The following is an 11,941-nucleotide window of genomic DNA, read 5'->3' as shown; positions in this document are numbered from 1 at the left end:
ATGGTTTGGGGAAAAGTAGTTGGCGCATTGGCTGGCTTCGCGTTTATGAAATGGCCGGGGGCTATTCTGGGTGCGCTTATTGGTCACTGGTTTGATAGGGGAATGGCTCAGGACTTTTCTCAAAAAGGTGCCTGGGGCCGTTTTCTGTATGGAGCAGAGCAAGCCGCCGGAGATGCCAACTTTATTTACACGCTGTTTGCGGTAATGGGGCACGTTGCCAAGGCAAAAGGCAAAGTTACCACTAACGACATTTCTCAGGCGCAGGAGCTAATGCGCCGTTTGAATTTAAATACAGACGCTACCCGCGAAGCCCAGGAAGCGTTTCGCGAGGGTAAAGAGCCGACGTTTCCTTTGCAGCAAGTCATGAAGGATTTTAGCGCCTCCTTTTACGGTAACCGCGACGTTCTTCAGTTGTTTATGGAGCAGTTAATTGGCCTGGCGTTAAATGACGGCATTCTGGAAAAGTCAGAGCATGAAGTTTTGGTTAACGTGGCTAAGCACCTTGGCTTTACCCGTTTCCAGCTGGACCAATGGTTGATGATGGAAAAAGCGGCGTTTCGTTTTCACCAGCATCGTCGGCAACAGCATCAGCAACAGCGGAAAACCTCCAGCCAGGATGAAATTCAAAACGCGTATGAAGTACTTGGCGTAACGGCGCAAAACAGCAACGCTGAAATTAAGAAAGCGTACCGTAAGTTAATGGCCCGGCATCATCCGGATAAGCTGGCCTCTAAAGGCTTACCTGAAGAGGTAATGAAGCAGGCTCAGCAGCGTGCGCAGGACATTCAGGCAGCTTATGAGAAAATCAAAGAAAAGCGCGACATTCGTTAGAACAACTGGCGTTAAAAAGTCGCGATAAAATTGAATCGGTTAGAAGCCGTGGAATTCCAGCCAACCTTTTATGGTGGAGGTTAATTCACGTTGCCCGGCGTTACCTGAGTTGACCAGCTGTCGCTGGCGGTACGCCGGGTGCTGATATTTATTGGCCAGCTTTTTACGCAGAGACCAGTGCTCACTCACCCAACGATTACCTTCTGCACTGCGAATATCCAGAACCGGCAACTGCGACTGACTGATGCGGTCGGCAAGAGCGCGGTTGTACTGAAACTGTGGCACATAGGCATTAACCAGTACAATAGCGTCGGGCATTAACGAGGGTTCATTTTCCAGCAGGCGTAGGGCAATGTCTGCGGTAATCCCTTCTACTACCCATACAGAGAAGCCCGGGCGGTCCAGTGTTTCGTCCAGCAGCAGGTTTATGCGTTGTTGCAGCGCGCTAACCAGTGGAGTAAATACTTCTTCGTCTGCGGCATCAGGGAAGTGCGTTGTCGTGGCCGGTGTCTGCAAATTGTCTGTGCGTATGTCGTTGTCGGGTGGGGTTAAAGCCCAGGTTGTCCAGCCAAAATCTGGTGCGTTTTCATAAACCGGACGAATATAAAAAGACTGCAATGGATGGTAGTGCCAGTCGGGTAAAAGCACAATCTGGCCGCGTTCAAAGGCCTGTAAATATTCCTTTTTCAATGCCAAATAGCGCTCGTCGTCATCTCCGGTCAACCAATGTATCTGGTCTTGCGGCAAATAACGCTCTAGGTCGTCCTGGCTAACTGCGGGGCTGATAAGAACAACCGCAAGCAGCATTAATAGATAGCACTTCATGCAGCTATTATCGGCTGAAGCAGCGTTAGCTTGAGCGCAAATTGCTAAAACTGAACGGGGCTGTAGAACTCTATAGGTTGTTCGGTTTGTGGATGAGTTACGGCAAGGTATTCCGCATGCAGTAATAAACGCTCAGCAGCAGCGAAAGCATCGCTGTGCGCATAGAATTTATCTCCAAGTATAGGGCAGCCAATGGCTTGCATATGAACTCTTAGCTGATGTGAGCGGCCGGTATGAGGTGTCAGCTCAACGCGGCTGCAACGGTTGTCAAAATCCGTTACCCGATAAAAGGTTGTGCTGGGTTTACCGGTGAAAAAATCCATGTGCTGGCGTGGGCGGTTGGGCCAGTCGCAGGACAACGGCAACTCTATTTCTCCTTGCGGAGCGGGTGGTTTGCCCCAAACTTGTGCAATATACTTTTTACTGGTCGTGCGATTCTGAAATTGCCGGTTCAGGTGGCTTTGTGCGGCTTTGGTTTTTGCCAGTAAAAGAACTCCGGAAGTTGCCATATCCAGCCGGTGGACCACTCTTATTTCCGGGTGTACGCGCTGTACTCGGGTATAAACCGAGTCTTTATGCTCTGGTCGCTTACCAGGAACACTCAGTAGCCCGCTTTGTTTATCAACCACCAACAACTGTCTGTCCTCATAAATAACCTGAAGAAATGGCGTTGTCGGCGGCTGATAATGGAGCAGAGTCATTAATGGTTATTCACCAGAATACGCACTGCCTGAAGCGATAACTGCGGGCTTTCCAGCGCCGCCGTAATTTGCTCTTCGCGCCAATTTATAGCTTCTATTTCACTGCTGCGTACCGATGGGTTTTTCTTCCGTAACTCAAGCAGGCGTGTGCGCTCGTGTTGCAGTGCGGCCAGCGCATTTTGCTTTACCTCATCCAGCTGCTTTTGTTGCCACTCACGGGCCTGTTGCTGGCCGGACTGAATAATTTTTTGTGCGGGGTCACGTAACTGACGCAATATCTGCCGTGCGGTTTTCTTATCAATAAAGCTGGATTGTTGGTCCAGCAGTTCGCGTGACACTTTAGCGGACAGCTCCTGCCCCTGACCATTAAACAGCAGGCGTAAACTTTGTAATGGACAGAACTCCTGCAACGCTGCGGCTTTAGGTGCCGGTACTATGCTGGCAAAGTCCAGCTCCAGGAACCAACTGCCAGCCGGAATCGCCGGGTTTTTTAGCTCCGCAACGCAGGTGCTGCCAAAGTCATCCGCAGTCAGCAGTTCAAGTGCGGCCTGAACCATGGGGTGATCCCAGCTTAAAAAGTCAGTATCTTCAAAGTTCAGTGCGGTGACCCTGTCAAAGGTTATGGTGATGCCGTCATCCGGCAGTCCCGGCAGGCTGCCGACACGCATATGCTCGCCCGGACGAATAAACCAGCGCTCTTCATCCAGCACTTCGTTATTCACACCAAAACGGTCAAAGAAAGCAATCATAAAGTCGGCCAGGGTGTCGGTATCGCTGTCGCTATGAATTTGCTCTATGATTTTTTCAGCGGTTTCAGGACGACAAGCGTTTAGTGCCTGTAACTTGTCCTGCCCTTCACGGTTGCGCTCCAGCCAGATTTCGTGCAGTTCTTTGGTCTGCTCCAGCAACTCGTCACTGAGTGGCTTTTGCTCAGCAATAGCCTGCTCAATGTCCGTACCAAAAGCATCGTACAGTTTACGGCCTATCGCATTACACTGAGAGAAGGCGTTCATACCCTGCTCGTACCAAGGCAGCAATATGGCTTCCGCCGAACCTTTGCAGTAAGGCAGATAAATATCAATATTTTGCAGCTGGCCAATGCGGTCTAAGCGGCCAATGCGTTGCTCCAGCAAGTCGGGGTTGCTCGGCAAGTCGAATAAAATAAGCTGGTGTACAAACTGGAAGTTGCGGCCTTCGCTGCCAATTTCTGAGCACAGCAGAATAGGGCTACCGTCTTCTTCGCTGGCAAAAAAGGCGGCAGAACGGTCTCGCTCGGTCAGCGTCATGCCTTCATGGAAGGTTGCCGCCTGCACACCCGCCAATACCCGCAGGGCTTCGGATAAATCCAGAACCTGCTCTGCCGTTTTGCATATCAGCAGTGCTTTTTCCGAGCGGTTCTGTTTAATGTGATTCAATAACCAGTCAATGCGCGGATCTTCCATCCACCAGGGCATATCTTCATCGGGTTCGCATTCATCCAGCTCTACCGGATGAAAATGGCGTTCAGGAAAACCGCCAATATCGGCCCGGCGGTTACGGAACATAACGCGGCCGGTACCATGTTTATCCAGCAGATCATCGAGTTCTGCCGGGTCAGTAACAGACTCGGCCTGTTCCGCTAATTCTTTATACTGTGTTTGCTCTTGCTGGAAACTGGCAAAGTCGGAGAACCGGTCCGGGTCCAGTAGCTGCAGTCGCTGGAAATGGCCTTCGGCACCTTCTTGCTCCGGAGTTGCCGTTAACAGCAACAAGCCGGGCACGGCCTCACAAAGTTTTTTAACTGCACTAAATTCCGGAGCCTCTGGCTGTAAATGGTGTGCTTCGTCAATAATCAGCAGATCGAATTCCGCTTCAAGCAACGCCTGACTCCAGCGCGACTCGTGCATAAAGCGGCTACTGATAATAATGTGCTGTTCAGTCAAAAACGGATTTTCACTGTCGGCTTCCGCTTGTTCGCAACGCTCATCATCAAACAGGGTAAAGTTCAGCGCAAAGCGGCGGCGTAACTCAACCAGCCACTGATGCATTAAAGATTCCGGTACCACAATTAAGACCCGCTGCGAGCGGCCGGTATTCAGGCGGCGCTTGATGATCATGCCGGCTTCAATGGTTTTTCCTAAGCCCACTTCATCGGCTAAAAGCACTCGCGGGTGGTAACGATCGGCAACGGTTTTGGCAATATACAACTGGTGCGGCAGCAAATGGGTACGAACACCTAATAAGCCGGCAACCTCGCTGGCCTGATGATGCGCCAGATGTTCACTGGCTTCGCAGCGCAACTGATACATATCCAGGCGGTCGGCCTGACCAGCCAGTAAGCGTGTTAACGCGGGGTTACTGTCCACCTGATGCGATAACTGGGTTTCCGGAACCACAACCGACTCCTGGTTGTCATCGCGTATACCATGGTAGGTCACAATACCCTGCGACTCTGTCAGCTCCTGAATTGTGAAGCTCCAGCCGTCGGCATGTTTGCCCTGTTGCTGCACTTGCAGTTGATAACGGGCCAGAGGGGCTTCCTGAGCTGAGTACAGTCGCACTTCACCGGTTGCTGGGAACATCACGGTTAAGTGACGACCTTCGGCCTGGGTGATCATACCTAGCCCTAATTCGGTTTCAGTTTCACTAAGGTAACGCTGTCCAACTCTAAACTCGCTCACTACACACTCCCGCGCGCCATTTTCCAAGGTCGCAATGGTACTTAATTCGCTCGCCAATTCCGAGGAAAAATTTATTTCTGTAACCGTTGTGTCATGAATTTTAGGCTAAGCTGTAAGAAAAGAATAATCACAAGCAAAGGTACGCGCTAATGACAACAAACGCTGGCAAGTTCTTTATCCTGGATACCAACATTCTGCTGCACGACCCTCTCGCTTTTCTCAACTTCGATGAACACAACGTGGTTATCCCCATGGTGGTTCTGGAAGAGCTCGACAATATAAAAGATCGCAATAGAGATGTGAGCCGCGAAGCACGGGTCGCCATTCGCTCACTGGAAGAGGTTTTAAAAGAGGCGACGCCGGAAGAAATTGTTGCTGGTGTTCCGTTAAACCGGGTGCACGGTGAGCATACCGCGAACGGAACTCTGGCCATATTCCCTGACTATCAGCTGGAGCAAACGGAGTCGATGCTGTCGCTGGCTGAAAACGACCACCGAATTATTCAGGCTGCACTGGAAATTCAGCGAGAGCGAGCCCCTGCTGGCGTGGTGTTGGTCACCAAAGACATCAATATGCGCCTGAAGGCCAAAGGCGCAGGTATGAAGTATGTTGAAGATTATCGTACCGACCAGCTTATTGATGACATTCGCTTGCTGACCAAAGGTTTTTACAAGTTTGAAGGCGACTTCTGGTCTCAGGTGGGAGAGGTCAAAACACAGCAGGAAGGTCGCGATGCGTACCACACGGTGAGTCGCGAATTACTGCCGCAGGTTTTTGCCAATGAATACATCATTGACTCAACCAATAACTTTGCGGCGCGGGTGGAAGAATACGACAGTGAAACTGTCACGCTAATGGATTTAAGCGTAGAGCGAATGATGTCGTACGGGGCCTGGGGTGTTCATCCTAAAAATATTTATCAGGCTATGGCATTGCACGCTTTACTGGATACCAGCATGGACATGGTGACTCTTACTGGACCTGCCGGTAGTGGTAAGACGTTTCTCGCCCTTTCAGCAGCACTGCAAATGGTTGTGGAGCAGGGTATTTATGAAAAAATTATCGTTACCCGCAATACACCTGAAATTGCCGAGTCTATTGGTTACTTGCCCGGCACCGAAGAAGAAAAAATGGCACCCTGGCTGTCGGCCATAACCGATTCGCTGGAAGCCCTGCATAAGCAGGATGAAAGTATGGAGTCTAGCCTCAATTACATTATGAAAAAGGCCAACATTCAGTTTAAGTCGCTGAACTTTATGCGCGGGCGCAGTATACAAAATGCCATTGTAATTCTGGATGAAGCCCAGAATTTAACCGCATCTCAGCTAAAAACGCTTATTACTCGTTGTGGTGAGAACACTAAATTAGTGGTGTCGGGTAACCTGGCACAAATTGATAGTTACTATTTAACAGCCGTAACCTCAGGACTGACTTACATCGTAGAGCGATTTAAAGACTACCCGGGCAGCGCTACCATCAACTTAAACGGTGTAGTGCGTAGTCCACTTGCTAAATTTGCGGAAGAGCATTTGTAATCAGTTTAGCGGCACCACGGTATACTGCTGAGTTTCTACCTGAAATTTAGTCTCTTCGCCAACCTGGCCCATCGGCATTGCCGCGGGGCCAGTCACATCGACCAGCACGTAGTTATTGCCTTTGTGTTTAACTGTGGTGTCTCCGGGCTGCCGACTAATGGCAATGCCAAAAACTGCGTGCTCAGGCAAATAAATAATGGCCATTTTGGGCGTTTCGATAATTTGCTTTATAACCGAAGTCATTAAGGTGACTTTACTGTCGCAGTCCCCCTGATTGTAATAAAGCAATTGGTTCGGAGGGACAAAGCCATCGCCCCGGCTATCCAGCTTGCTGTTTAAATCGTTGTACGGTATCTGCTGAATAAAGCTGGCGACATAGTTGATGTAATTACGTTGTGTATTCGTACCTAACTGCTCACCAATAGCTTGTATTAAGGGTTTCAGCGTTGGCGTAACTTCACTGGCTATAGCCGGGTGATCAGGGATAATACCCTGCTCGCCGGGAGGCAAACTCAATTGGCGGTAAAAGTTGGCATCAAGATAGTCGTCCCAGCGCTCATGGTAATAGTCACGTAAACGCTTTTTGTACTCGTTAAGCTGTTGCTTTTTTTGTGCTGTTCTGGCGTTAGCCGTAATCAATTCAACGGACTGCTGGCGCGGGGTTAAACGAGCTTGAATGCCTTGCCACTGCTGTTGCTTAATGTAACGGTTGAGTTGGTGTGCCAGTTCGCGCTGACTGCGTTCGCGATTAAACCCGCGATAACGTTTTAGCGGCTGTAGGAACTCCTTTTTATCGACCTGGAAACTGAATGACTGTTGGCGGTCATCGAAATCACGCCACTGGTAAGAAAAAGCGAGTTGATCGTTATCGGTTTCGTTAAGCTGGAAGAAATTTTGGCTGTACGCGGCAGAGGGGATTACAAAGAGTAACCAGACAACAGCACAAAGTTTATGTGTCATTCTGGCTACTCCCGTTAATTTCTAGAACTTCATTTCTGTAATAGGACTGTCTTCAAATTTAAGGTCAACTTGATACTCGACGCCACCGGCACGAATAAAAAAGTAGGTTTTATCTTTTTTAAAGATTTCCTGCAGAGTCACAATCCGGAAACCCGGGCGACGCTCAGCCGACATGTCCGTTAATTCTACAGAGCCGCGCGAAACCAATATGTTTTGGTAACGAGGACCTGTAATCAAAAGCAGTTTTTTATTTTCGTCTTTCAGTAAAATAGTGTTACCTGTTACTGAATAGGGTTCTTCATTACCAAACAAGGCCAGCTCCTATCGCTTTAACTTATTACTGACGACACTATAACGAATTATCGCTTTTTGGCAAATAACCGTTCATAAAATCTTCAACAATAATTAATGCAGCCTGACTATCAACTGCACCTTTTTTGAGTTTACGAAAACCACCTTCAGCAAACAGGCTTTCTCGTGCCGAGGTCGACGTCAGGCGTTCGTCCTGAAATGCTACGGGTAAACCGAAGCGCCCATGTAAACGGTTGCCAAACTTTTTGGCTCTTTGGGTTAGTGGCTGTTCGGTGCCATCCATATTTAAGGGCAGACCCACTACCAACTGTTCGGGCTGCCATTCGGCAAACAGCTTTTCAATTAGTTGCCAGTCGGGAATGCCTTCTTTGGCCGTAATAGCTGCTAAAGGCGATGCGGTTGCTGTTATGGTCTGGCCTACCGCAACGCCAATACTTTTGGTGCCAAAGTCAAAGCCTATTACTGTGCTCATGCGTGCCCTACATCCGGCCCCAGTTGCCACACGTCAAACCCCAGTTGTTCGGTAGCTTTTTGCCAACGCTCGGAGGGTGGTGTATTGAACAGCAGTTCCGGGTCTGCCGGAATAGCCAGCCAGGAATTTTCCCCTAGCTCCTCTTCCAGTTGTCCGGCTTCCCAACCTGCGTAGCCTAAAGTCAGAAGGAACTGTGGTGGCGCAGCAGATGATCCAAGAGCTTCCAGGATATCGCGCGAGGTGGTCACCATAATGTCGTCACTCATCTTCTGGCTGGCGCGCCAATTGTCCTGCGGAGGGTGGATCACAAAGCCACGCTCACGGCCTACAGGCCCGCCCTGATAAACGCTGCCCTGTAAGTGCTGGTTATTTTCCGGGTAAACAATTTCCAGTTTATCCAGCAGCGAGGTCACACTTAAATCGGCAGGCTGATTAATAACTAAGCCCATAGCGCCTTCTTCATTGTGCTCGCAGATATAGGTCACGGTCCGTTTAAACATTGGATCGTTCAGCATAGGTGTTGCTATCAATAAATGGTTCTGCAAACTGTTCATCGATTCACCGACTCCTTAACGATAATCTCTACTTACAACATGGGGGCGCATAGTTGAATTTCAATTCAGCTTTTCTTCTATTGCCTTAAAGACCAATTCAGCAATATTGATGTCGTAGGCGTTTTCAATTTCGCGCATACAGGTTGGGCTGGTCACATTAATTTCAGTAATGCGGTCACCAATAACGTCCAGTCCAACAATAATGAGCCCACGCTTTTTCAGTTCCGGTGCCACTTTACGAGCCAGAGCCCAGTCACTTTCCGATAAAGGCTGGGCGCGCCCGCTACCTCCAGCGGCAAGGTTTCCGCGGGTTTCTCCTGCGCTGGGAATACGCGCTAAAGAATAAGGCACAGGCTCACCGTCAATAATTAAAATGCGTTTATCGCCGTCTTTAATCTCCGGCAGATATTTTTGCACCATGGCGTAGCGCTGACCTTTCTCAGTCAGAGTTTCAATAATAACGCCTAAGTTACTGCCATCGGCACCAACTTTAAAAATTGAAGCTCCACCCATACCGTCCAGCGGTTTTAGAATCACCTCACCATGCTTTTTATGGAAAGCTTTAATGACATCTGCTCTGGAACTCACTAGCGTGTCGGCAATAGAGTCTGCGAACCACGAAGTAAAAAGCTTTTCGTTACAGTCGCGCAGGCTCTGCGGTTTATTCACCACCAGGCTACCGCGCTGTTCGGCCAGTTCCAGAATTTGCGTTGCGTATAGAAACTCACTGTCAAAAGGCGGATCTTTACGCATCATAATCACGTCAAAATCCTCCAGAGGACGGTATTCACTGTCGGCTAAGCTGTAAAAGTCCGTTTTCTGATCGCGAACGCTAACTTCCCGTGCAAAGGCCATTGGCTGACCGTTATCAATGACTAAGTCGCCCATTTCCAGATAAAAACACTGATAACCACGCGCCTGAGCTTCCAGCAATAAACGAAAACTGGTGTCTTTTTCGGTTTTAACGGTGGCGATAGGGTCCATCACCATAGCTAACTTCTTCATGTAAACTCCTTTAGCTTAAGTCGCCAAACTGATACTGCACGGCGGTTAGCGCTGAAAGCGCGGCGGTCTCTGTTCTTAGTATTCTTGGTCCTAAACGCATGGGTTTAAACCCCTGTTGCTCGGCGGCACTGACTTCAGTATCAGTGAACCCGCCCTCAGGACCAATCAATAATTGTATTCCCTTCTCGGCCTGTTGAAATGACGACAACGGCTGGGTGGCGGTTGGGTCTAACGTCAGGCGCAACCCTTCGAAGCTGCTTTCAATAAAGCCAGTGAGTTGCTGTGCTGGATTCACTTGTGGAACCACGCTACGGCCACATTGTTCACAGGCAGAATGGACAATTTTCTGCCATTGCAGCTGTTTCTTCTCAAGTCTGTCGCCACTTAATTTAACACCGCAGCGCTCACTAAACAGTGGGGTAATTTCTGTCACCCCCAGCTCGACTGACTTTTGCAGTACGAAATCCATGCGATCGCCACGTGAAACGACCTGCGCCAAATGAATATTGACCGATGACTCAGATGCGTTAGCCTGATTGTTGGTTGCAATAAACTGCGCGGACTTTTTTTGGACTGAGGTAATCTTTGCCTCGTAGTTCTGACCGTCACCGTTAAATAAAACAATGCTATCACCTACGTTCAAACGCAATACTTTGATCAGGTGCTGGAAAGCATCCGGACTCAATTCGGTTTCAGTTTGTAAGCTTATAGAGGCGGGGTGATAAATCCGCGGAACTCGCATGTCGTCAGCCTTATTCGGACTTTTAGACGTCCAGAAGTAGAAAAAAACAGAGTGATCGGTTACATTATGCAACCAGTATTAAACGATTTCATTAAAATTAAGGAATAGTGGGCATATGTCACGTCACCTGTTTACCTCAGAGTCAGTGTCCGAAGGGCATCCGGACAAAATTGCCGACCAGATATCCGATGCGGTTCTAGATGCTATTTTAGAGAAAGACCCTAAGGCTCGTGTTGCTTGTGAAACTTACGTTAAAACTGGCATGGTGCTGGTTGGCGGTGAAATCTCGACCCAAGCCTGGGTGGATATTGAAGATTTAGCCCGTCAAACGGTAAAAGACATTGGTTACCGACATTCTGACATGGGTTTTGATGGTGCTTCGTGTGCTGTCTTAAATGCCATTGGTAAGCAAAGTGGTGATATCAATCAGGGCGTTGACCGTGCTAACCCGGAAGAGCAGGGCGCAGGTGATCAGGGCTTAATGTTTGGTTATGCGTCAAACGAGACCTCAGTTTTAATGCCTGCTCCTATTACTTACGCGCACCGGGTTATGCAGCGTCAGTCGGAAGTCCGCAATAACGGTACACTGGACTGGTTGCGTCCGGACGCGAAAAGTCAGCTGACCTTCGTTTATGAAAACGGTAAGCCTGTTGCCATTGATACTGTCGTATTCTCCACTCAGCACAGAGAAGACATTACTCAGGAAACGCTGCGCGAAGCCGTGATGGAAGAAATTATCAAGCCTGTATTGCCGGAGCAGTGGGTTTCAAAAGACACGCAGTTTCACATTAACCCAACCGGTCGTTTCGTGGTCGGCGGGCCTATGGGTGACTGCGGGTTGACCGGGCGTAAGATTATTGTTGATACCTATGGCGGCATGGCTCGTCATGGCGGCGGCGCCTTCTCGGGTAAAGACCCGTCAAAAGTTGACCGCAGTGCGGCTTATGCAGCGCGTTATGTTGCTAAGAACCTGGTCGCTGCTGGTCTGGCTGAACGTTGTGAGCTGCAAATTTCTTACGCCATTGGAGTGGCGGAGCCAACCTCTATTAGCATCGATACCTTTGGTACGTCTACGCACTCAGAAGAGCAGTTAATTGCGCTGGTGCGTCGTCATTTTGACTTACGCCCATACGGATTAATCAAAATGCTTGACCTGGAACGCCCAATCTATAAACAGACAGCGGCATACGGGCATTTTGGCCGGGACAACCTGCCGTGGGAACAAACCGACAAGGCCGCCGATTTACAGGCTGATATTTAAACAAAATATTGCCTATAAATTTGCTTGTACCCCCTGAAATGTGGAGAATACGCGCATCGCAAGTTGCTCTTCATCTTCCAGGG

12 protein-coding genes are annotated in these 11,941 nt (G+C 49.2%); 3 read left to right on the top strand and 9 right to left on the bottom strand.

The features are described from left to right. Window positions 1-831 (top strand): co-chaperone DjlA, encoded by an 831-nt coding sequence (gene djlA / locus ACN0TF_RS12485; RefSeq protein WP_011235453.1) that lies wholly within the window; start codon window positions 1-3, stop codon window positions 829-831. A 39-nt stretch (window positions 832-870) separates the two neighbouring features. On the opposite strand, the gene ACN0TF_RS12480 is transcribed toward djlA, so the two are convergent. Genes ACN0TF_RS12480 through rapA form a run of 3 tightly spaced genes read right to left on the bottom strand, consistent with a single transcriptional unit; the run spans window position 871 to window position 5,017 of the window. Further along, the gene (locus tag ACN0TF_RS12480) at window positions 871-1,656 is read right to left on the bottom strand and encodes a DUF3530 family protein (protein ID WP_417442195.1); all 786 of its coding nucleotides are present in this window, start codon (window positions 1,654-1,656) and stop codon (window positions 871-873) included. 44 nt (window positions 1,657-1,700) lie between these two features. Beyond that, window positions 1,701-2,357, bottom strand: a complete 657-nt coding sequence (locus ACN0TF_RS12475; protein ID WP_417442194.1) for a pseudouridine synthase — start codon at window positions 2,355-2,357, stop codon at window positions 1,701-1,703. After that, entirely contained in the window at window positions 2,357-5,017 is a 2,661-nt protein-coding gene (rapA, locus tag ACN0TF_RS12470) for an RNA polymerase-associated protein RapA (RefSeq protein ID WP_417442193.1), read from the bottom strand. Before rapA ends, ACN0TF_RS12475 begins: the two co-directional genes overlap by 1 nt. Before the next feature lie 149 nt (window positions 5,018-5,166). Between rapA and ACN0TF_RS12465 the strand changes: the two genes are divergently transcribed. After that, on the top strand, window positions 5,167-6,552 hold the full coding sequence (locus tag ACN0TF_RS12465) for a PhoH family protein (protein ID WP_417442192.1): 1,386 nt from the start codon (window positions 5,167-5,169) through the stop codon (window positions 6,550-6,552). Here ACN0TF_RS12465 and ACN0TF_RS12460 read toward each other — a convergent pair whose 3' ends face one another. From ACN0TF_RS12460 to ACN0TF_RS12435, 6 genes are read right to left on the bottom strand one after another with little or no spacing between them, the layout of a single operon-like run. Beyond that, window positions 6,553-7,512 (bottom strand): hypothetical protein, encoded by a 960-nt coding sequence (locus ACN0TF_RS12460; protein WP_417442191.1) that lies wholly within the window; start codon window positions 7,510-7,512, stop codon window positions 6,553-6,555. It lies immediately after the preceding gene. A gap of 21 nt (window positions 7,513-7,533) precedes the next feature. Further along, a complete protein-coding gene (locus ACN0TF_RS12455) occupies window positions 7,534-7,824 on the bottom strand; it encodes a hypothetical protein (protein WP_417442190.1) in 291 nt (96 codons plus the stop codon). A 37-nt stretch (window positions 7,825-7,861) separates the two neighbouring features. Then, a complete protein-coding gene (gene ruvX / locus ACN0TF_RS12450) occupies window positions 7,862-8,296 on the bottom strand; it encodes a Holliday junction resolvase RuvX (protein ID WP_417442189.1) in 435 nt (144 codons plus the stop codon). Then, window positions 8,293-8,850, bottom strand: coding sequence for a YqgE/AlgH family protein (locus ACN0TF_RS12445; protein WP_011235445.1), 558 nt, complete (start codon window positions 8,848-8,850; stop codon window positions 8,293-8,295). Before ACN0TF_RS12445 ends, ruvX begins: the two co-directional genes overlap by 4 nt. A gap of 60 nt (window positions 8,851-8,910) precedes the next feature. Next, the gene (gene gshB, locus ACN0TF_RS12440) at window positions 8,911-9,855 is read right to left on the bottom strand and encodes a glutathione synthase (protein ID WP_417442188.1); all 945 of its coding nucleotides are present in this window, start codon (window positions 9,853-9,855) and stop codon (window positions 8,911-8,913) included. Between the two features lie 10 nt (window positions 9,856-9,865). Next, a complete protein-coding gene (locus ACN0TF_RS12435; RefSeq protein WP_417442187.1) occupies window positions 9,866-10,597 on the bottom strand; it encodes a 16S rRNA (uracil(1498)-N(3))-methyltransferase in 732 nt (243 codons plus the stop codon). A gap of 115 nt (window positions 10,598-10,712) precedes the next feature. Between ACN0TF_RS12435 and metK the strand changes: the two genes are divergently transcribed. Further along, window positions 10,713-11,858, top strand: a complete 1,146-nt coding sequence (gene metK / locus ACN0TF_RS12430) for a methionine adenosyltransferase (protein WP_417442186.1) — start codon at window positions 10,713-10,715, stop codon at window positions 11,856-11,858. Window positions 11,859-11,941 lie beyond the last annotated feature (83 nt).

Source organism: Idiomarina sp. (assembly GCF_048265525.1).
Taxonomy (GTDB): Bacteria; Pseudomonadota; Gammaproteobacteria; order Enterobacterales; family Alteromonadaceae; genus Idiomarina.
This window is presented reverse-complemented; position numbering and strand designations above follow the sequence as displayed.

Excerpts from the sequence above, each read along its gene's own strand:
- djlA (WP_011235453.1), top strand. The coding sequence starts at position 1 with ATGGTTTGGGGAAAAGTAGTTGGCGCATTGGCTGGCTTCGCGTTTATG.
- ACN0TF_RS12480 (WP_417442195.1), bottom strand. The coding sequence starts at position 1,656 with ATGAAGTGCTATCTATTAATGCTGCTTGCGGTTGTTCTTATCAGCCCC.
- ACN0TF_RS12475 (WP_417442194.1), bottom strand. The coding sequence starts at position 2,357 with ATGACTCTGCTCCATTATCAGCCGCCGACAACGCCATTTCTTCAGGTT.
- ACN0TF_RS12465 (WP_417442192.1), top strand. The coding sequence starts at position 5,167 with ATGACAACAAACGCTGGCAAGTTCTTTATCCTGGATACCAACATTCTG.
- ACN0TF_RS12460 (WP_417442191.1), bottom strand. The coding sequence starts at position 7,512 with ATGACACATAAACTTTGTGCTGTTGTCTGGTTACTCTTTGTAATCCCC.
- ruvX (WP_417442189.1), bottom strand. The coding sequence starts at position 8,296 with ATGAGCACAGTAATAGGCTTTGACTTTGGCACCAAAAGTATTGGCGTT.
- ACN0TF_RS12445 (WP_011235445.1), bottom strand. The coding sequence starts at position 8,850 with ATGAACAGTTTGCAGAACCATTTATTGATAGCAACACCTATGCTGAAC.
- gshB (WP_417442188.1), bottom strand. The coding sequence starts at position 9,855 with ATGAAGAAGTTAGCTATGGTGATGGACCCTATCGCCACCGTTAAAACC.
- ACN0TF_RS12435 (WP_417442187.1), bottom strand. The coding sequence starts at position 10,597 with ATGCGAGTTCCGCGGATTTATCACCCCGCCTCTATAAGCTTACAAACT.
- metK (WP_417442186.1), top strand. The coding sequence starts at position 10,713 with ATGTCACGTCACCTGTTTACCTCAGAGTCAGTGTCCGAAGGGCATCCG.